Source organism: Nitrospira defluvii (assembly GCF_905220995.1).
In the GTDB taxonomy this organism is placed as follows: Bacteria; Nitrospirota; Nitrospiria; order Nitrospirales; family Nitrospiraceae; genus Nitrospira_A; species Nitrospira_A defluvii_C.
In genome coordinates, this window is the sequence record NZ_CAJNBJ010000001.1 from 809,446 (window position 1) to 829,276 (window position 19,831).

Genomic DNA, 19,831 nt, shown 5'->3' on the forward strand with positions numbered 1-19,831 from the left:
TACCCGAGGAAGGCCGTCAGTGCCCCCCGGGGTCCGAGGCGGGATTCGCCATCCGCTTGACGATGATTTTCCTCCCCACCGTCATGAGGGTAAAGGAAATCGCAAACGCGATCGGCACGAAGATCGCCGTGGCCACATTGGCATTCTTGATCCACCCCATCTCGTAACAGGCCTTCAGCACATAGCCGCCCAAGCCCGTCAGATAGTAGGTGATGACGATCACCGAGAGACTCTCGACCGTGCGCTGCAGAATCGCCTGCGCGCGCGTCGTGGAATCCACGCTGGCCAGCAACTTCATGTTCTGATCCTGCAACTCGATATTCTGCTCCTGCAACCGCAGCTCGATGTGGGTGCGCAGCACCGCGACCGTGGCCTCAAAATCCTTCTCCATGGCATCGATGCGACGGAGCAACTGTTGATAGCCATCGGTCACGCCGGTAATTTTCCAACTCACATACTCGGAGATTTGACGAAGCGGGGGATAGGGCCGCTCCTGCAAGGCCGCCAGATTGCTTTGCACGATACGGTCGTATGGGACCGAAGCCGAGAGCCGGTATCGCATCGACTCCGCCAGCCGACTCACCTGCAACAGGTCTTGCGTGAGGACCGTCAGCCATTTCTGCATGGTCGGCGGAGTGGTCCCACCGAGCTGCTCGATCAAGACGGCCCGTTGGTAGAGGTGCCGCTGTTCATAGTCATGAATTTGATCGACGGCCCGGGAGAAGGCCTTCATCGGCAACATGACGAGGTGGTAATAATTTTCGATGGCGACGATCGTATCCACAATCTTTGCCACCTGCTGGCGCAGCGCCTGCTCAGACGTCGAACAAATCAGGTACCGTTCCCGGTCGAACTCATCAGGCGTGAAACTGGTCACCGCAACGATGTCGTCCCCCAGAATGCGACTGCCATACACCATGGCGCCGGGAAGCCTCGCAGGCAATTCCCGCTCAAGCGGCAGCTCCTGCGGCAGGAACAACAAGTCGAGGGCATTCACCCTGATGCCGAGTGGGCAGAGAGGCATCACATAGCCGGGAAAGGTGATCGGGCCGAAATCCAGCGGAGCGCTGCTGTCTTTCACGACATGCCAGACCTGATAGCTGTAGTACTCCGTGTGGGCCTCCCACACGACCACCAAGCGGTCGCCATTGGCGGCACTCTTGAACCCGTAGCCAAACCGCTCCTCGATCGCGCCTTCGGTGATGTCCAATGCCTGGAGGAGATGTTGAAACTCCCGTCGACTGTTGGGCCGTTCCACCGGAGGATTGGCCATTCGGTACGCAACATGATGAATGTGCGCCGGCACACCAAGCCACTGCGGCAAGTACTGTTTATTGGACTGATGAATCCGGTTCAAAAATCCCGGGCGGCGGGAATCGGTTCCGGCAGGCTCGACCGAGTCCGTCATAAGGTCCGCTTCTCCAGCTGAAACGGAGACCGCATAGGTTCACCTCGCCGCCAAATCGGCACACCCCCGGAACGAAGTCGATCCCCGGAGGCGGCTATTGGACTGGCGGCGAAGACGGACCCCGTCATTACTCATCTTCCTCTTCGATATCTTCAATGCCTTCGTAGCTGACATCCCCTTCATGGATGGATGAGGCCATCTTTTCGCAGGCAGATTCGATAATCTCTTCAGCCTCTTCGGGTGAGTCGGCTGAAATCAAGAACTTCACGGTAATTCCAAAGCGCTGGTTCACAATCATACTCCTTCGGCGAATGAGGGGGCAGAACGCCTGTCCCCGCTGAGGCTCAATACCATAAGCTCCCGCGTATTGTCACCATGCCAGCGCAGAAGGGGAGACCTGAGTCTGCCTAAAGGGGCAGCTCCACGCTATCGATCATGTCCGCCAGCGGCGTCAGAACAGAGACACACCGAGCTGCTCAACCGACAGACTCGGCGTCAACGGTGAGGACGAATGGGGGAAATGGAAGGGGGAGAAAGGCTGGAACGGAGCGGCCGGAACCTGGCCCCGGCGCCTCACGGGCAGACGCCGGGACCTCTCGACTATTTGCGCAGCAACATGTGTCCGCGCCGATTCTGCTGATGGCAGGCCTCATCATGGTCGGCACAGAAGGGACGATCCTTTCCATAGGAGACGATCGCCACCTGCTTAGGGCTCACCCCCATATCGACCATGAAGCTCTTGGCGGCCTTCGCACGTTTTTCTCCGAGCACAAGATTGTAATCATGCGTTCCGCGTTCATCACAATGTCCGGAAATCTTGAGGAGCGCCTTGGGATTCTCCTTGAGCCACGCCGCGTTGACCGTCAACGACGCCACGCCGTCGTTGTCCGACACGTTATAGCGGTCATACCCGTAAAACACGTCCTTGAGGCCGGCTTCCATGGCAGCCGCTTCCTCACGTCGAATTTCTGCCGCCCACTTCTCGTCCCGTTCATTCGACGTCAACATACTACCGATCGGGCTCCGGCTGAGGCGTTCCTCGCCGGCAATCTGGCCGTTCACCAACGGGGAAAAGCCGCGCAATTTTCCGCCTTCCGCCTCCGCCATGCCGTCCTGCCGGCCAAGCGAGGGATACTCTCCGTCACGCCCCGCTTCCCCGCTCCCGTAGCCACCCGAATCGCCGCCGGACGCGCCAGACGAGGCCGACAAGGAGGAACCCGAACTGGTGGCTTCATCCGAGCCGGACTGAAACCACTTCATATTGCTGCAGCCCGGTGCCGTTAACAGAACTACTGCCATTCCGCCCAACATCAGCTGCGACGCGCCACGGTACTTCATGAACCTTGCTCCTTGCAGGGGGTGTAACCTGTGCCGTACGTAACAAATATAGCACCGGCCTCGATTTCCTCAGGTTTTCGCGTGGACATGCCAGAAAGCACTGTCATGTCGAGCAGTTATCCGGCCGGTTCCGGGCAAGGATGGCGTAGGGCGCCTGAAGGAACAGCCATGTTTTCAATCATTCTGAGAGGCAACCTTCCATCACCTGATCCGCACGTTGAAGCAGCAACAGCTACTTCCCGGCAAGGTGCAATGGCTCGTCCTCACCGATAAAGGCACATGCTCGACAAGTCGATGACGCTGCCCGACGGGCGGTTGAATCTTAAGAGTGCCCGCTTGCCGTCCGCCGTGGCCCCCCAGGGCGGAACAGGTGGGATATGTGGAAGAAGTGCAGATCCGGCGGCAGGTGCCGGTGGTGACCGGCTACGCCGGCACGAGAACCTACCGGGGACACGAGGTACCAGCTTGGCGCGTCCTAGTCCGAATCGATCGCGGGCCCCATCGATACCCAGATGTGGAGAGTCGGCGGCGCGCTGGCGCTGGTCATGATGCCGCTCATTGGGCTGCTCTTCTGGCGGGCGAGGCGGCCAAGCGCATCGAACCGAGCTGTGGAAGGCGAGCCGCTTCCGGCGGGGCGGATTTCGTAGTCCCTCTCCAGAACAGGTTACGGGGCGGTCTGAACCCGATAGGTTTCCCGTGCCGATCGGCCGTTCCCTCCTCATTGAGGCCCGCCCCTCCCCACCGGCGCCTCCAGAGCACGGTGAACTTGCCTGCCGGTCCGGTACTGCTTATATAATGGTGACGGAGGCGGCCCAATGGACTTGAAGTTCATCACCGACCGACGGTGCGAGGAAGCGATCGTCCTCGAATGCATCGGGGACGGCGTGGTCACGATCGATCTAGACATGCGCATCCGTTACATGAACCGGGCAATGCGGGAGCTGCTCGGCTACGAGCAGGATAAGTTGCTCGGACAACCGCTGAGCTGCCACTTCCTCGTGCAGGGCAGCATCTGCTCCACGCAGGATTGCATTCTGGAGCGGGCGATCCGCAACCGCGAGAAAGTCCGGAATTATGAAACCGTCATTCAGAACAAGGAAGGCCGGAAGATCCCGGTGAGTCTCAACACGGACCTGCTGTGGGACGAAACCGGCAACTTGATCGGCATCGTCGAAACCTACCGCGACTTAAGCCAGATCAACGAGCTGAAAGCCAAGCTGGAACGGCAGGCCCATCCGGCGGCCCGCGGCCCACTGATCGGGCGCAGTAAAGCGCTGCAGCGAATTCTCGACGTGCTGCCACAGGTGGCCAACTCGAAAGCCACGGTCCTCATTCAGGGCGAGAGCGGAACGGGAAAAGAATTGGTTGCCAGAGAGATTCACCGGCTGAGCCCGAGGCGGGACCAGCCATTCGTCGCCGTCAACTGCGCCGCCCTGGCCGAGGGGCTGCTCGAAAGCGAATTGTTCGGTCACGTCAAGGGAGCCTTCACCGGGGCGATCGCCGACCGTCCGGGGAGATTCGAGATCGCGCACAAGGGCACCTTGTTCCTTGATGAAATTGCGGAGATCAGCCCCATGGCGCAAGCCAAGCTGCTCAGAGTGCTTCAGGAGGAAGCATTCGAGCGGGTCGGAGGGAACAAAACCGTCAAGGTCGATGTGCGGGTCGTCGCCGCCACCAACAAGGATCTGACGGCCCAAACGCAGGAAAGGCGGTTTCGGGACGACCTCTATTACCGACTTCAAGTATTCCCGATTCGGGTGCCGCCTCTTCGAGATCGGAGAGAAGATATCCTACCCCTCATCGAACATTGCATGGCTCGGCTGAACCGAGTAATGGGAAAAAGCGTGCGGGATGTCGATGGACCGACGCTCCAGGTGCTGGAGGCTCACCACTATCCCGGAAACGTGCGGGAGCTGGAAAATATCATGGAGCATGCGTTCATTCGCTGCCCGGATCATAGCCTCCGCCTTGATCACTTGCCTGAGTACCTGACCGCGGAGAAGAGGGGCTGCACCTCTGCAGGGGAGGCAGGAGTCGCTCTTGCTGATTTGGAGCGGGAAGCCATCTCCCGGACGCTTGAACAGACCGATTGGGACTATCGGTCGGCTTGCCGCCAGCTGGGCATCAGTCGATCGACGCTTCTTCGCCGCATCAAACTTTATAAGATGAGCCGTGCGGGACAATCAAAATGAATCGGGCGCGATCAAAATGACGCTCAAAAGATATTGAAATTCAATCACATTAAAGTTCGGTGTCATTATGACATTCTTTCCGTTTTCTTTTCCACGACCTCTCCCCCAAAACTCCTGGCAATTCAACCTCTTCTGCTTTGGTCTCCACACGAAATTCTGGCACATCACCTGCACTATGTCAGCGGCGGGACAAGACCGTCATTAAAGCGTCCTGAAACCGTGCCTATCCCTTGAGTTTCCGAACGACAGACCTGCTACGCCGTTTGTGCGCAAGAGGAAGGACGATTGTGTCGGAACCGACCGTGGCTTGCTCGAACCAGGGAGACCGGAGCGATGAGCGCCTCACGCTGGACCAACTGGTTGCGCTCACCGATGAGCAAGCCCTCGTGCGCCTGGGGCTTGAACTGATGGAGGCCTTCGCACGGGCCGAAGGGCGCAGCTTGTGGCATTAGCGGACAGTGCTCGTCTCTGTTCAGACTTGCACGAGGAGAAACGAACATGGCCTACAGCGAGAAAGTTGTCGATCACTTCACCCGCCCGCGGAACATGGGCAGCATGCCGAAAGAGGCGCCGGACGTCGGCACCGGGATCGTGGGCGCTCCTGAATGCGGCGATGTGATGAAGCTCCAGATCAAGGTGCAGCACGACACGATCGTCGATGCGAAGTTCAAGACGTTCGGCTGCGGGTCGGCGATCGCGAGTTCCAGCCTGGCCACCGAATGGCTGAAGGGCAAAACCATCGAGCAAGCAGCTGCGATCAAGAATACGGACATCGTCCACGAGCTCAATCTGCCGCCGGTCAAGATCCACTGCTCCGTCCTCGCCGAAGATGCGATCAAGGCGGCGTTGTCCGACTTTCGGCGCAAAAGCGACGTTGCGCGGAACCCGGTGTCGGGACTGAGCCGCGACAGCGGATCAAGTCCTGACAGATCTGTGGAGGAAGCGGGATGAATTGTCCCCGATGCAGCGGCTTGATGATGCGGGATGACTATTTTGATCTGCAGGATGAGGCCGGCCGGTGCACGTTCGTCGCCTGGCGCTGCCTGATCTGCGGAGAAGTCCTGGATCCAGTGATCCTGAAGCATCGGGAGGCGCCACCCGCGCCGATGGTAGACCGGGCACGGCCTCTACTCCATCGGACCGTCTCGGTACGCACGAGAAAAGGGGCGGGCCGTTCCAGAGACCCCTGGAACGATCCGGACGGAGCGGCCCTGGCGCTGGGCGCGAACGAGCTGGCGGACCTTGACCTTGGTAATCGCATCGCAGCCGAGTTGGAAGATGTGGACGTGTAACAGGAGGAGAACATCTCTATGGCGTTATTGATCACCGATGAATGCATTTCCTGCGGAGCCTGCTTGCCGGAGTGTCCCAACGAAGCGATCTTTGAAACGCGCAGTGACGCCGAAGCCAAGGGCCACCATGTGGGGGACGGCCAAGGCGTCGGTGACAGCATCTACGTCATCACCCATGAGCGCTGCACGGAGTGCGTCGGCCATTTCGACGAGCCGCAGTGCGCCGCGGTCTGTCCAGTCGACAATTGTTGCATCTCCGACCCGGCCTATCCGGAATCGAAAGATGTGCTATTGGAACGGGCCAAGCAACTGAATCCGGACAAAGAGATCCATCCAGACAAGGTCTGGAGCGGCGTGCGCGGATAGTCCGGCCGATTGGATCCGTCGAGAGGGGATCGACGGCTGAGTTTGTCCGGGTCGCGCGCGTGGGCGATGTTCCGACGGACAGCGGCCGCATCGTCGCGGTCGGACAGCACTCCATCGCGCTTTTCAATGTCGATGGCTCGTTCTTCGCAATAGACAATACCTGCGCCCATCGCGGCGGTCCGCTCGGAGAAGGAGAGCTGGAGGGAGAAGTCGTGACCTGTCCTTGGCACAGTTGGGAATATAACGTCCGAACGGGTCTCTCGCTGACGACACCTTCCGCCTCCGTCGAGATCTACGAAATGCAGGTCGACGGCGAAGATGTCAAGGTCCGATTGCAGGGACGGTCATTTCGGAAACATCTCTCTCATAAGCAAAGGAGCCATTCATAATCACCATCACCCCTTACGCGGAACAGAAAATTCGCGAGTTCGTGCAGCAAGAGCATGCAGCCCGCCGGCCTGCGGATCTATGTGCGCAGGGGAGGCTGCCAGGGCTACCAATACGGCATGGCGCTCGAATCCACCATCGCCGAGGACGACACGGTCATCGAACAGGGCGACCTCAAGATCATCATGGATTCCCAGAGCGCTCCTCTGCTTCAGGGAGCCGAGGTCGAATACTTGGACAGCGTGCAAGGCTCCGGCTTTTCCATCAAGAACCCGCGAGCTAAGACGATGTGCGGTTGCGGCAGCTCATTCAGCGCCTGAAGAGCACATGGACAGGCGCGCCTGAACGGAAAGGAGTACGATGATGATTCCGACCATTACGCTTCGCGCGCTGAGAGATCAATTGATGAGTGGAACTCGATGTTGAGACGAGGATGTCTGCACGGGAGTCGTGGCGGATCGAATAACTTCAACGATCCTTCGATCAGATGGTGCGCCCGGAGGGACTTGAACCCCCAACCCTCGGATCCGAAGGCGGACAAAGCACCGTTGAGACAGACGGCGATCAAGGAGGACAGATGGATATGTTCTCTTTGTAAAACAAATGGTTATGTATCAACGCATGAAGACCAATGACGACTGAGGCATACCTGGAATCGGGGCCAGAACCGTGACCGAACCGTGACCAAAACCGGGACCAAAACCGGGGCCAAAACCGGGGCCAAGAGTTTGAGATGACAACGCAGTTCTTTTCCTGAAGGCCAACTGGATTTGGCCTCTCCTACAAACATTGGCCGTTGCGATTCCCAAGATAACGCAGACCGCGTAATGAAATGACAAAGGGGTGCAGTTACGCTCCTGAATGTATAGTCACCTTATAACCCAATGCTGTAAGGCATTTACTTGAGCGACCATTGCGGGGCGGGAAGTGGTCTGGCATGGCCCAACCTACTATCTCGCCCAAACTGCTGATGCCAAGATGCGCTATTCTCCACGTGTCACTATGAGTGGCTTCCCAAATCCTGAGTGGTACATCTGTAACGGTGCCACCATACAAGACAAAAAATATCACCTCTTTGACAGTCTTCCCATTACCGGACATTTGCGTTAAAAGGAATTGTGCCAGAAGATTAATACATTGTTCCTGATCTTTTGGAGGCGCATTCTTAGGGAGTCCGTAAGTTTGGTTGTCCACACGCAAGGAGTGATCGCGCATAGCGTGAATCCTCGCGCATACCTCGCGAAATTCCGTATCAGTCAGATGTAACAATTGCTCCTTAGAAAGGAGTCTTCGTAAAAAAGGAGCCCATTCATCAATGGTTCGGTTCTCTTCATGGGGAGGAGAATCTAATTTATGCCACCATGAGAACGCTGCAAGTAGCGCCCGCTCAGGATTATCTTTATGCATTTCATAGAGCTTCTGATGTTTCGAGGCATTTCCTTCCTTAACGTTGGAGTAATAGTGTGCGTGTAAAAATTGGTCTGCCTGTACGCCTCTCGGGACATCGCTTCCTATCCAAGAAGGACGAACGTCGGGATTAGATATCCGTTGACCAATATCACGGAGAATCTGCAAGGTATCATTCCACTCTTTTAGGAAAGATTCTCGGATCTTCGTGTTGCTGTTTACCGAGTCGACGGAAATCAAGCTCTCGAGGCGAGGAATACGACGGTTTTTATCAAATTCATGCTGGAGCTCATTTTGGTACTGCCTCAAACCTTGCGCTGCGACCTCCGCCTCACGGAGTTCAGCAAGAATTTCATCTGTTAGGGCATGTGCGTACCTATCGACTCTTTCGAAAAACTGTTCCAGCTGAAGATCAATACCGTCCTGAATCAACTCCGTCTCCGTGAGAAATAAGCCACACTCAATATTTCTATACCAGCCGCTATCAGTGAGATTTGCGGACCCAATATATGCACCATAGCCGCCCCACCAAATTACTTTCGGATGGAAAAGCTCTGGAACTAATTTACATACAAAATTGGGGGATCGCCGCAACAGAAACCGTTCAAGCAGAGCTATCGAGATCGGTGCCTTAAGTGGATCGTAAGTTCCCCAGAATTGCATGGGTATGTTTTTACTTAAACTAAATTCAATTAGTTTTGGGTTCCCATGCGCGAATGCTACGGCCACCTTTATCCAGTTACAGTCGTGGACACAGTCATGGAGACAGTCAGTTAACCAAGCATTATTAACTTTACCGGCGATAAACTTCATGACATCTCAATAAACGGCTATCTTCAGATCGGTGGGTGGATTCGGCTTCCCAAGCGGCATGTTTACGAGAGTGTGCCGGAGGTAATGGCGCAAGTATGGCTCAATACACACATTTTGATTTCCTGTCACCCAGGGCCGAAGTAAAACAGATTGCTAGCTGGATCAACTGCAAATTTTACTCGTTCAAGAAAACCGGTGTATCCGAGGAAATTGCCGTATCTCCACCCCCGCTCCACTGCCACTATCGCATTGACTAGTAATGAATCTCCCTGCTGCGCCAAAATCTGCACCGGGATATTTTTAAGCCTAAACTTAAAACTACCAGCCCGTGTACTAATTGGTACAATTTCTCCTTGATCATCAAACAGATCTAATGCTTCAGCTATGTCAGCGTCTAAGATTGACCATGCTGCCCCTGTGTCCACCTGGGCTAGTACAGCCTGACCTAAGGAATCGGGTTCGATCCTTACCCAGATTTTTGAAGTCGGCCCCTGGAGGCTTTCCGATTGATCAAAAAAACTTGCCATCCCAGTACTAAAACTGGAGCCGTCTAATTGCTGTAGGGACATTTAGATAAGGTCTAAACTACGCGATGAATGAGGACTGATGGAGTAGGCTTCAAATTACTGAGAATCTCACGTAGCTCTCGCAGGTTATGGGAATTCGCTACAAGACGATCCCCCTCTATAGCTACCCACTGACCCCGATATTTATGTGATTCGGTTTTAAGCCACATGAATTCTTGGGTACGATCAACGTCATGTACTTGTGTCCGCGTCACAGTAGGCGGTGCAAGGACTTTTCGCAGCCCTTCCACCTGCTCGGTGGAAGCTAGATTCAGAGGAATTGCAGCAAGTAGACTTCTAGCGTAGGAGAGTTGCTCAGCCTCCAGCGCCTGTCGAATTGCCTGGGTATAGAAAGCAAGCTCATCGCCTAAGCCCGAGGAAGCTACATACCGTCTCGGCCTTTTTTCATGTTCAAACCCACCAGATGGATTATGAACCAGTCCATTCGCAATTCTGAACCTTAAGGGGACTGAGATCGCTTGAGATAGGCTGCTGCTTGAGGCCATAAAGTTTTCAGAATGATGGGCCAGCAAAGCATGGCTGTCCCACGGAGATGTCCCTGCGACCCCTTGATGTTCACCTGCGGCAAGGGAGCTCGGGAATGTCACAGCGGAATACAACGGTCCCTGTAAGGGGCGCTGCTTCCGAATTTCAGGAGGACTTAGAATCATATCTGTTTGAATCGGACGTTCAAGGAAGCGAGCGCCTGTGCGACAAAATCCTTTGCCATTCTTCTCAATGAATCCACTCGAACCCGCTTGCCATCCCAGATGCCATAAATTCTGAGATAAATAGCATCCGTCACTGCGGCTGAGACATCTACCGTAATTGACGATAATAAGCGTTCATTTTCAGGTCCAAAATAAAAAACTGCTCCAGCTCCAGTCAGGGGACCTAGTCCTTCGGGCCCTTTTACCGTGAGACCGCCAATGAAATCCCTACTGGGCTTACCTTCCAACTTTGCATGCAATGCCGTTGCAACAGAGAACACCTTAAACGAAACACCGGAGCAACAATCGGTCACAGCCCCAAGAATATCTACTATCGCCTCGGAGTAATCATCGACGCGGTTTCTAGGCAACTCTGTGCATGTCACCTCTACTTTATCGTAGCGAATTTTTACATTCATGAGGTAGCTAAATAAGTAGAATCTGATATGACGCTCTCCAATTATTGCGCTATTCTCTGCTTGGAGCTCCGATATTTTCAATCCGTACTTTTCGAGACGTTTATAAAGAGTTTCTATTAACTTGGGGCCTTCAAAAAGAGAAAACTCAGGTTGGGCATAGGTTGCCTCGATCCCTAACTCCGCTTTAACCACATCAAGATCGATTTGCATACTTAGCAGCACCTCTAGAGGCTATCGCCTCTACTAATCGGATGTTAACTGTCTAGCGGTCCGAAAACATCATACCTTAGATCATGTGCCTTGGGAAACAGAATCAGGCAGCTTGCGATCCTCTCATGAGGATCTAGTGACGATTAAAACCACCGATCTGACCGCAATGCCACACTGCAAAAGCATGAGCACTTATACTAAGCCACGAAGACATAACGGCTTAGACAATGAAGGCAGCTATATGGATAACGCCTGCACCGATACGAACTGGACAAAGCCAGGATCCAGGAAGCATGGACTTTCGCCTACGGCCTAACGTCCAATCGGAATCCCATTCGTGAGACAGAGAAAATTCAGTCCTACTTTGACCATATAGATCAAGTGAAGCGGGGGCTGCGCCCCCGATCCCCCCGGCCGTCCGGTCCAGTGGTCCGGAACGGCCGGGCGGCCTCGTTGGGCGGAATGTTCGGGTGACCAATCTCTCCATGGTTTCAGTATCCCTGTTGTCTTCCCTGTGTCTGCAATCAACGATCAAGCAGAACGGCGGCCAAGCTGACGCATCGCCGCCTTCTGTAAGGATGGAGCATTGTTCCCTCTCACCCGTGACGGATAGTGGACGGGTGACAGGGAGAAATTGATTAGATTGGTTCAGCGTCGCGCAGTGAGCCCCGCACACGCTACACAGAGCCAGATTTCGCATGTGGCGTCATACTCCCTATAACAAAACCGCACCCACGCCCGTTCGTATTGGCAGAATTCACACAGCCGTTCCTTGGTATGTTCAGGACAGAGCCAGGCTTTTCGCGCCCGGTCGTATGTGGTCGCTTCCCGTCCGCAACAGGCTGATCCGAACAAGCTTGGTTGCTTAAGGCTGCATCGATGCCAGATCATCCTTACACCTCCTGATAGACGAGTCCCTTCCCCAACACCAGTTGCAGAATGGTGCCGCTGAACCAAATAGGATGCCCTGAAAGGAGATCCTCCCAAGTCTTGATAAAGACGATACGCGGGATTTCGATCTCACCCCTGATCCGTCGATAAGCGTTCCTGGTAGACCATTGATGCCGCATCTCTTCCCACAACCGACTGATAGGAAAGCCGAGGGAACGTTTCCAGGACCAGCACATATTCACGTAGCCGCATTGATCCTGGACGTACTGGCTGATGACGTAGCGGCTCAGCCGGTTTCTTGAACGGTGACTGGGCTGATAGGCCTTGACCCAGACGACTGGAGCCCCGTGGAGGGATTGCCATTGGGTCGAGAGCCATTCCTGTGAGATCCAGAACCGTCGAGCGCGTTCCCCATCCGGCACCCGCCAGGCCCAGAAGATATGGAGCACGCCATGCCCTTCTTCTGTCCGGACCTGGTAATACTCCAACCCCTGAAATCCCAGCTGCCGTTCAATCCTCTGGCGCAGTTGCTTGTGGTGGTAGGTGAGCTTCTCCGCATCCCCACCTTCCGCCGTGGACAGGGTGACCCAGAGCACTTGGAACTGATGACATTCTCAGAACCACAGCAGCGACCGGACTCGGTGATAGCCCCGCTTTTGCTTTCGAGTCCATTCCCCGGCAACGGGTTCCCGCCGGAACTCCTTCCAGCGGCTCATCGGGCACCTTCCGGCTGGGGAATTACCGGCCTGAGGCCGGCAGCCAGAATCCGTTCCAATTCCTCAATGGGAATCCGCACCGCTCGCACCGACGGCTTCACATAGGCAATCTGCCGCTTTAGGATGTACTTCCTGATGGTGCTTTCCTTGAGCCCTAACCGGTTCGCGGCTTCTCGAATGGTGATCAATTTTGTACTCGGGACCATCGGGCACCTCCTTAAAGAATGGTTCAAAACTGATCACGGCTGATATTGTTGAGCCGTGATTCTTCTTGACACCCATTAGCAACCCGGAGGTACACTTGCCAAACACATTCCGGTGAAATCGGCCCTTTCGCACGACACATTTTTCGGTGGTGTTGGGATCAAGAAACTCAGGAGGGGTCGGCGTGAAAAAGGAGCCGAAGGCATGAGCGCACAGGGGCACGCGGAACAGGACTTCCAAGTTGAGTATGAGAAGGCGATGGAGCGGATCCAGACGATGCCGGATGGCGCCGTGGGGTGGGTGCTCCGGTTTTTACAGACCGATCTGGAGGCTTTGACGCCCACGGAATGGACGCTGGTAGCGTTTGAGGTCGCGGCCTTTGTCGATGAGACGGGGGAGCGCTATGGCGGGATGGTGGCCCCGGAAAGTGGCTGGAGCGTGGAGGGCGTGCCTCACGCGAAGAACTATCAGACGATACCCAGTCGCAAAGAAGCCCTGGACATTCAGGCTGCCGTCCTGGAGCACTTGGAGCTCTATTGGCACGAAGGCTACACCGAGTTCACGTTTCCGCAGATGACGCTGGTCGTGGTGTCGCCGGGTGAGGGCTCTGACGAGGCCGGGACGGTCATCGTGAGTGCGAAACGCAAGGCGAAGGAGTTTGAATACCGGTTTATCCACCTCCTGGCCCACACGGGGGACTACATCCGGCGTTGTCCGGAATGCGCCACGATCTTTTTCGCGATCAGACGCGACCAGCTGTACTGTCAGCCCCGCTGTCAAAACCGCGTCGCGGCGAGAAAGTGGCGCGAGGCTCAGAAGACCGGAGAGCGAAAGGAGAGCCGCCGTGGCAAGAAAAGCGGGAAAGGATAGAGGGATTACCCAGAGGAAGGGCCGCAAAGGCTGGTGGGTACGTCTGTATGACAACGGGCGGGAGCGCTGGCACCGCTGTGATACCAAATCACAGGCCAAGGCATTGTATGGACGGCTAAAGGCCGACATTCGGGAAGGGACCTATTTCCCTGAAAAATTCGCCCCGCGCAAAGACATCACCCTCCGGGCTTGGATCAAACGCTACCTCGAAGGAACTGTGAACCGAAACAAAGCTGGCGAAGTACTCTATGGACGGCGCTGGTCCCTGCTTATCGGGAGTCGCCTAGTCACCCAGATTACGGTCGATGATCTCCGGCGGATTCAAGCCAGAATGCGCGCCAAGATGAAGGTGAATACGAAGGAACCGCAACGACTCTGGGCGGATGCCACGATCAACAGACATTTTGCCTTCCTTCGCCATGTGCTGATGCTAGCCGTCAAAGATGACAAACTGACCAAGAACCCGGTCTCCAGCCTTAAGTTCTTTCCTGAAGCCAACAGAACGCGGTTCCTGACGAGCGAGGAACTTGACCGACTGAAGGGCGTAATGCCCCCGGATGACTGGAAATTGGTCGCCTTCGCCGTCGAGACCGGGTTGAGACGTGGCGAGCAGTTCTCGCTCCGCTGGAATCAGGTCGATCTGGAGAACGAGGTCCTGACCCTGCCCATGCCGAAGGGAGGCAAAACCCGCCATGTACCCTTGAGCGAACGAGCCAAGACCATTCTGAGGTCATTTGACTCCTTTCTTCGGTCAGCCTGGGTGTTCCCAGGGTTAAAGGATGTGACTCACCCGATGGACAGCCGGGCTTTCCTTCGGCGTTCCTTTGAGCCTAGCCTGAGGCGAGCGGGGATCACTGGCGCGTGCTGGCATTCACTCCGACATACCGCAGCCAGCCGCCGTATCATGGCGGGGGTCGATCTCGTATCGGTGAAGGAGATCCTCGGGCATCGAGATATTGAGACGACTATGCGGTACGCACACCTAGCGCCAGGACATCTTCGAGAAGCCGTGAATCGAGGCAGTCTGAGTGGAACCGTGACCAAAACCGTGACCGAGGAAGAAGAAGGACCGGAGGAAGAGATACAACCTGTTGATTATATGGTGCGCCCGGAGGGACTTGAACCCCCAACCCTCGGATCCGAAGTCCGATGCTCTATCCAATTGAGCTACGGGCGCGCGCCGGTATAAGAACCACGTTACTGCAGGGATGTCAAGAAAGGCAGGACTCCCTCACCTACCATCAGGCCGACATGCGGCGGGAACTTCACCGACCAGCCTGACCGGATGTCAGCTGAAGAATGCGATCGGCCACTTGTGCCGAGGAGACTCCGTCTGTCTGCACCACATGGGTGGCGGCAGCCTGATACTTCGGGGTGCGCTCGCTCAACACCTCGCGGATTTCGTCCGTGAACGATTTCGTGCCGGTCAGCGACGGGCGCTGCGTATCACCGCCGATCCGGCGCGTAATGGTTTCGACGGTCGCGGTCAGCCAGATCAACGTGCCGGTCTTTCGCAGCGCCTCCACGTTCTCCGGCCGCAAAATAGCACCACCACCGGTATCGATGATCAGCTGATCCTGCGCGGCCACATCTCGACACACCGCCGACTCCACATCGCGGAAATGGTCCCATCCGAATTGTTTGACGATTTCAGGGACGGAGAGATTCGCCCGCTTGACGATCTCGGCATCGGTGGAGACGACGGTGCGCCCGAGTTTGCGGGCGAGAATCTTTCCGACCGTGCTCTTGCCGGTCCCACGATAGCCGATCAGGACGAGATTCATACGAGGCTGCCTACCTGAGACAATGGGCCGGCAGCAGTACAGACGGGGGAGAGTCGTGCCGCCCTGTTAAACAAAACGAGACTCCAGCACATGCCGCATGATGTCGACCGGCGCCGACTGTTTCGTCCACAGCTCAAACTGCATCACGGCTTGGTTGAGGAACATCTCTAAGCCTGGAATGGTTCGGCACCCTGCCGCCTTGGCCTCCTGCAGAAGTTTCGTCTCGCGCGGATTGTAGACGATATCCATCACCGTCAGTTCCGGCCTGAACAGATTGGCCGGAACGCAGGAGTCTCCGACCTGGGGCGACATGCCGACCGGCGTACAGTGAATCAACGTGCGGACATGCGGGACCCAGTTGCGGAGCATGTCCAGCGTCAGCGGACCGTCCTCAATCGGGACCCCGGTTTTGTCCCGCAGATCCCGCACCAGCCGCTGCCGTTCCCCCTCCTCGATCCCCAGGATGGTGAGACCGGCAATATTGCTTCCGGTGGCGATCGCGAAGGCAATCGCACGCGCCGCACCACCAGAACCGAGTATCAGCACCCGATGCCCATCCAGCAGCGCGCCGCCTTCCTTCAACGCGCGCAGAGCGCCCGAGGCGTCAGTGTTATAGCCCTTGAGCCGCCCGTCCTCGACCACGATGGTATTGATGGCGCCGATGTGTTTGGCCGTCGGTTCCACCTCGTCCAGGAAGGGAATCGCCGCCACCTTGTGTGGGATCGTCACACTGAACCCGCGGGCGTTTCCCAGCGCCCGAATGCCTTTGATCGCATCGCCGAGCGCTTCTACGCGAAAGGCCAGATACACGAGATCGAGCCCCAGTTTCTGAAAGGCCGCATTGTGAATCGCCGGTGAGAGGGAATGCTCAACCGGATTTCCGAGAATGCCGCACCATTGGGTGTGAGTGGTAATGTCCATGCCAGCAGGTCCTACGTCATGCGCAATCGCGGGCAGTCGTCGCGTTCAATGCGCGCACCACCCTAACCCTTGTGAATGGTCATGCCCCCGTCGATCGGGAACGTTCCGCCGGTGACCCAGGTCGACTCGTCGGAGGCCAGGTACAGCACCATCTTGGCGACTTCCTCGGGCTTACCGGGCCGCCGGATGGCATACTGCGCCATGATGGGCTCCAGGCTGGCCGGATCAGCCATCAACGGCGCCGCCATCGGTGTGTCGACCAAACCGGGGTTCACCGCATTACAGCGAATGTGATCCTGGGCATAATCGACGGCCAAGGATCGGGTCAATGCATCCAACCCGCCTTTCGACGCTGCGTAGGCCGACAATCCGCGAATCCCGACCAAGCTGGCGACGGTGGAAATGTTGATGATCGACCCGCCGCCGCTCTTGATCAGCTCGGGAAGTGCGGCTCGCGTCATGCGGAACACGCCAGTCAGGTTAATGTCCAACACGTTCGCCCATGTGGCATCGTCCATTTCGTGGAGCCGCTTCCCAAAATCGCCGATCCCGGCATTGTTCACCAGAATATGCAGTTTGCCGAATGTGCGCGTGGCCTGTGCGACCACCTCTTTGACATGGGCTTCATCGGTGACGGAGCCGGCCACAGCCAGCGCTCGCCCGCCATTGACGCCGATCCCCTTGACGACCCGGTCGAGTTCCTCTTTCCTGCGGCCGGTCACGACCACCTGCGCGCCTTCATCCGCAAACAATTTGGCAATGGCCTCTCCGATACCCGCATTGCCTCCGGTGATGATGGCCACTTTTCCCTGTAACCGATTCATGCCGTTGCGTCCTCCCCCTCGCGCTCGTCCTCACCCGCTTCTGCAGCGGCTTCCGTCTCCACCGTTCTCTGCGGACGGGACCACCAGCCCTCTTCCACCTTCCGCGCGACGGTCAAAAAACCCGAATGGGCGACCATCCGGTGATCGGGCCGCACGCTCCGCCCCTGAATCGACCACGTTCGCAGCAGGGTCTCGAATGTTTCGATCATGCCGAACACCGACGTGCGTTCCAGCGCGTCGACGGTCTGCATCACCTGCGGCACCGTGGGCACAAAACTCAAATAGATACCGCCGGAGCGCAACACCTTGGCTGCATGAGGCACCACCTGCCAGGGCTCGGGCAAATCCAACACGAGGCGATCGAACGGCCGCCCGTCTTCCAGGAGGTCGATGCCCTCATAGGCATTCTTTCGCATCGGCATCAAGGTGGACACCGGCCCCATGTACCGTTCGATATTCGTCAACGCGGTCCGCGCAAAGTCTTCCCTCGCCTCATAGGTCACGACCAGTCCCGTCGGACCGACCGCGCGCAACAAGGCCATCGTGAGTGCTCCCGACCCGGTGCCGGCCTCGAAGACCCGGGCGCCGGGATAGACGTCCGCCCACATCGGAATCAATGACAGATCTTTCGGGTAGAGCACCTGCGCCCCGCGGGGCATTTTCAGGACATACTCGCCGAAGGTCGGCCGCAAGGCCAGAAATCGCTTCCCCTTCGAGAGGGTCACGATCGAGCCGTCAGGCTTCCCGATCAACTCATCATGGGGAATGGTTTCGCCACTGAAGTGATAGATCTCTCCGGCTTTTAACGTCAGGGCATACTGCCGCCCCTTCTTGTCCACCAGATGGACACGCTCTCCGTTTTGCAGTTGTAACATGGGAGGGCATTCTATGGGACTGCCGACGGGTTTTCAACCAAACCGCCACGACCGAATGCCAGGCTGCCGGCCCACTTGACACTTCAGCGATTGTCCCTATCTCCCTATGAAAGTGAATCTAACCAGTGTCTGCGTCCGTATTACTAGCAACGGGGATGAGGAGAAGCGCGCGGTCGAATCCTTTTTTTCCCCTCTGGTCTCTAACATAGTAAGACACGAGTCGGTTCCTTCACTGGTCCCATAACCAACCTCCCCACCTCGGGGAAGAGGGGTGACGAGAATGAAACACGCATCGGTGATTCAAGACGATACAGAGCCGTCGGTGACAGTGGCGGTCGACCCGGACGCTGATGACCCCGAAGCCAGCACCCTGATGGATAGCATTGCCCAGGATGAGCAGCCAGAGGTCGATGCCGAGGTCCAGGAGCCTGAGCGACCTTCGCGTTCAGCATCCTCCCCGTTTCTGCTGGAGTCCCTGTACTTCCGTTCTTTCGGCGAGCGTGGACTCCTGGAGCGGGATGAAGAGATTGCCTTGGCCAAACAACTCGACCTCGGCACCAGGCAGATTCGCCAGGCGCTCCAGCAAGCCGTCAAACTGTGTGGTCGCCTGAAACGAACCGATCATGTCACCGAACACCTGCAGACGCTCCAGACAGTGCGTCGTTTGAGCGGCTTGTCCGCCACTGCGCTCAACCAGGCTGACGAAGCGCTGACCCATTTGCAGCTCGACAGTACTGCCGGCGGAAAGGTGCCGGCGGCCGTGAGAAAGGAGTTGGAAACCTGCCTCGCGCAACTGCGCGCTTCCCGCGTCACGTTGGAGACCGCGAAGGATGAGTTGGTGCGCTGCAATCTTCGTTTGGTCGTCAATGTCGCCAAACACTACACCGGCCGCGGCCTGACCTTGCTCGATCTCGTCCAGGAGGGCAATATCGGGCTGATGAAGGCTGCCGAACGGTACCAACACCGGAAAGGGTTCAAGTTCAGCACCTATGCCACGTGGTGGATCCGACAGGGCATTACTCGCGCGCTGGCCGACCAGGCACGGACGATCAGAATTCCTGTGCACCAGACGGAAGCGTCAAACCGGATTTTGCGGGCCTCACGCCGGCTGGTGCAGCAGTTGGGGCGCCAGCCTCGACTCGAGGAAGTCGCGCTGTCCATGCGGATGCGCCCCGATCGGCTACAGGAAACTATCCAGGCCTTCCAGGAGCCGGTCGCACTTGAGCACCAGGTGGGCGATGGCGGCACGGAATTCGGCGAGCTCCTGCCGGATCAGCAGGCGGTTCCACCGGACGCCCACGTGAACCGCACGGAAATGACTCGTGAAATGGACCGGATCCTGGGAACGCTGACTCCGAGAGAACAGACCGTGATCCGGCTGCGGTTCGGCATCGGCCAAGATCAGGCGCGGACACTGGAACAAGTCGGGCAGGAGCTGTCAGTCACCCGTGAACGGATCCGGCAAATCGAGGCCAAGGCGCTCAAGAAACTCAAGAGCCCGATGGTGAAAGAAATGTTCGCGGCGCTCAAGTAGTCCTGACCGGAACAGAGCCGCGAGGTGTGAGGGACGGGCGAGGCAAGGAGCCTCGCCCGTGCTGTTTTCTGCGATCTTTCGCCATGCCGTTCATTGTGAGAGAA

General features: G+C 56.9%; 23 protein-coding genes, 1 tRNA gene and 1 pseudogene. 10 read left to right on the top strand and 15 right to left on the bottom strand.

Translation table 11 applies throughout. From position 1 onward, the window contains the following. Positions 1 to 16: 16 nt before the first annotated feature. The 3 genes from KJA79_RS03775 to KJA79_RS03785 all read right to left on the bottom strand — a co-directional run bounded on the left by KJA79_RS03775 (position 17) and on the right by KJA79_RS03785 (position 2,746). Positions 17 to 1,408 (bottom strand): DUF3422 family protein, encoded by a 1,392-nt coding sequence (locus tag KJA79_RS03775; protein ID WP_213040665.1) that lies wholly within the window; start codon positions 1,406 to 1,408, stop codon positions 17 to 19. Positions 1,409 to 1,535: 127 nt separating this feature from the next. Beyond that, entirely contained in the window at positions 1,536 to 1,700 is a 165-nt protein-coding gene (locus KJA79_RS03780; RefSeq protein ID WP_213040666.1) for a hypothetical protein, read from the bottom strand. Between the two features lie 308 nt (positions 1,701 to 2,008). Continuing rightward, on the bottom strand, positions 2,009 to 2,746 hold the full coding sequence (locus KJA79_RS03785; protein WP_213040667.1) for an OmpA family protein: 738 nt from the start codon (positions 2,744 to 2,746) through the stop codon (positions 2,009 to 2,011). Between the two features lie 815 nt (positions 2,747 to 3,561). Between KJA79_RS03785 and KJA79_RS03790 the strand changes: the two genes are divergently transcribed. From KJA79_RS03790 to KJA79_RS03820, 7 genes are all read left to right on the top strand, one after another. Then, positions 3,562 to 4,938, top strand: coding sequence for a sigma-54 interaction domain-containing protein (locus KJA79_RS03790; RefSeq protein WP_213040668.1), 1,377 nt, complete (start codon positions 3,562 to 3,564; stop codon positions 4,936 to 4,938). 287 nt (positions 4,939 to 5,225) lie between these two features. Next, a complete protein-coding gene (locus KJA79_RS03795; protein WP_213040669.1) occupies positions 5,226 to 5,390 on the top strand; it encodes a hypothetical protein in 165 nt (54 codons plus the stop codon). A 46-nt stretch (positions 5,391 to 5,436) separates the two neighbouring features. Then, complete coding sequence (iscU, locus tag KJA79_RS03800; RefSeq protein WP_213040670.1) at positions 5,437 to 5,889, top strand: Fe-S cluster assembly scaffold IscU; 453 nt, start codon at positions 5,437 to 5,439, stop codon at positions 5,887 to 5,889. After that, entirely contained in the window at positions 5,886 to 6,230 is a 345-nt protein-coding gene (locus KJA79_RS03805; RefSeq protein WP_213040671.1) for a hypothetical protein, read from the top strand. The genes iscU and KJA79_RS03805 overlap by 4 nt, the downstream gene beginning before the upstream one ends. Positions 6,231 to 6,248: 18 nt before the next feature. After that, positions 6,249 to 6,596: a 4Fe-4S dicluster domain-containing protein gene (locus KJA79_RS03810; RefSeq protein ID WP_213040672.1), complete on the top strand. Its 348-nt coding sequence runs from the start codon at positions 6,249 to 6,251 to the stop codon at positions 6,594 to 6,596. Further along, positions 6,479 to 6,985, top strand: coding sequence for a Rieske (2Fe-2S) protein (locus tag KJA79_RS03815; RefSeq protein ID WP_281412651.1), 507 nt, complete (start codon positions 6,479 to 6,481; stop codon positions 6,983 to 6,985). The genes KJA79_RS03810 and KJA79_RS03815 overlap by 118 nt, the downstream gene beginning before the upstream one ends. A gap of 54 nt (positions 6,986 to 7,039) precedes the next feature. Continuing rightward, positions 7,040 to 7,303 (top strand): HesB/IscA family protein, encoded by a 264-nt coding sequence (locus tag KJA79_RS03820; RefSeq protein WP_246507401.1) that lies wholly within the window; start codon positions 7,040 to 7,042, stop codon positions 7,301 to 7,303. Positions 7,304 to 7,832: 529 nt separating this feature from the next. On the opposite strand, the gene KJA79_RS03825 is transcribed toward KJA79_RS03820, so the two are convergent. The 6 genes from KJA79_RS03825 to KJA79_RS03845 all read right to left on the bottom strand — a co-directional run bounded on the left by KJA79_RS03825 (position 7,833) and on the right by KJA79_RS03845 (position 12,921). Further along, entirely contained in the window at positions 7,833 to 9,203 is a 1,371-nt protein-coding gene (locus KJA79_RS03825) for a phospholipase D family protein (RefSeq protein WP_213040673.1), read from the bottom strand. 125 nt (positions 9,204 to 9,328) lie between these two features. Further along, positions 9,329 to 9,772, bottom strand: coding sequence for a hypothetical protein (locus tag KJA79_RS03830; protein WP_213040674.1), 444 nt, complete (start codon positions 9,770 to 9,772; stop codon positions 9,329 to 9,331). 11 nt (positions 9,773 to 9,783) lie between these two features. Further along, entirely contained in the window at positions 9,784 to 10,440 is a 657-nt protein-coding gene (locus KJA79_RS23280; RefSeq protein ID WP_425518093.1) for a DUF5678 domain-containing protein, read from the bottom strand. Continuing rightward, on the bottom strand, positions 10,437 to 11,108 hold the full coding sequence (locus KJA79_RS03835) for a hypothetical protein (protein ID WP_213040675.1): 672 nt from the start codon (positions 11,106 to 11,108) through the stop codon (positions 10,437 to 10,439). The genes KJA79_RS23280 and KJA79_RS03835 overlap by 4 nt, the downstream gene beginning before the upstream one ends. Positions 11,109 to 12,001: 893 nt before the next feature. Next, complete coding sequence (locus tag KJA79_RS03840; protein WP_213040676.1) at positions 12,002 to 12,595, bottom strand: hypothetical protein; 594 nt, start codon at positions 12,593 to 12,595, stop codon at positions 12,002 to 12,004. Between the two features lie 116 nt (positions 12,596 to 12,711). Beyond that, positions 12,712 to 12,921, bottom strand: a complete 210-nt coding sequence (locus tag KJA79_RS03845; protein ID WP_213040677.1) for a helix-turn-helix transcriptional regulator — start codon at positions 12,919 to 12,921, stop codon at positions 12,712 to 12,714. Between the two features lie 202 nt (positions 12,922 to 13,123). Between KJA79_RS03845 and KJA79_RS03850 the strand changes: the two genes are divergently transcribed. Then, the gene (locus KJA79_RS03850; RefSeq protein ID WP_213040678.1) at positions 13,124 to 13,789 is read left to right on the top strand and encodes a hypothetical protein; all 666 of its coding nucleotides are present in this window, start codon (positions 13,124 to 13,126) and stop codon (positions 13,787 to 13,789) included. Between the two features lie 283 nt (positions 13,790 to 14,072). Here the strand turns inward: KJA79_RS03850 and KJA79_RS22750 are convergent, their stop codons facing one another. Then, positions 14,073 to 14,210 (bottom strand): hypothetical protein, encoded by a 138-nt coding sequence (locus tag KJA79_RS22750; RefSeq protein WP_246507403.1) that lies wholly within the window; start codon positions 14,208 to 14,210, stop codon positions 14,073 to 14,075. Positions 14,211 to 14,336: 126 nt separating this feature from the next. Here KJA79_RS22750 and KJA79_RS23285 point away from each other — a divergent pair. Continuing rightward, a pseudogene (locus KJA79_RS23285) lies at positions 14,337 to 14,720 on the top strand (tyrosine-type recombinase/integrase); the annotation flags it as partial. Between the two features lie 169 nt (positions 14,721 to 14,889). On the opposite strand, the gene KJA79_RS03860 reads toward KJA79_RS23285, so the two are convergent. From KJA79_RS03860 to KJA79_RS03880, 5 genes are all read right to left on the bottom strand, one after another. After that, positions 14,890 to 14,966 (bottom strand) — tRNA-Arg (locus KJA79_RS03860). Positions 14,967 to 15,054: 88 nt separating this feature from the next. Then, entirely contained in the window at positions 15,055 to 15,573 is a 519-nt protein-coding gene (locus tag KJA79_RS03865) for a shikimate kinase (RefSeq protein WP_213040679.1), read from the bottom strand. Between the two features lie 66 nt (positions 15,574 to 15,639). Next, the gene (locus tag KJA79_RS03870) at positions 15,640 to 16,494 is read right to left on the bottom strand and encodes a shikimate dehydrogenase (RefSeq protein ID WP_213040680.1); all 855 of its coding nucleotides are present in this window, start codon (positions 16,492 to 16,494) and stop codon (positions 15,640 to 15,642) included. 62 nt (positions 16,495 to 16,556) lie between these two features. After that, complete coding sequence (locus tag KJA79_RS03875) at positions 16,557 to 17,318, bottom strand: SDR family NAD(P)-dependent oxidoreductase (RefSeq protein ID WP_213040681.1); 762 nt, start codon at positions 17,316 to 17,318, stop codon at positions 16,557 to 16,559. Then, positions 17,315 to 18,193, bottom strand: coding sequence for a tRNA (adenine-N1)-methyltransferase (locus KJA79_RS03880; RefSeq protein WP_213040682.1), 879 nt, complete (start codon positions 18,191 to 18,193; stop codon positions 17,315 to 17,317). The genes KJA79_RS03875 and KJA79_RS03880 overlap by 4 nt, the downstream gene beginning before the upstream one ends. A 280-nt stretch (positions 18,194 to 18,473) precedes the next feature. Between KJA79_RS03880 and KJA79_RS03885 the strand changes: the two genes are divergently transcribed. After that, on the top strand, positions 18,474 to 19,727 hold the full coding sequence (locus tag KJA79_RS03885; protein ID WP_213040683.1) for a sigma-70 family RNA polymerase sigma factor: 1,254 nt from the start codon (positions 18,474 to 18,476) through the stop codon (positions 19,725 to 19,727). The last annotated feature ends 104 nt before the right edge of the window (positions 19,728 to 19,831 follow it).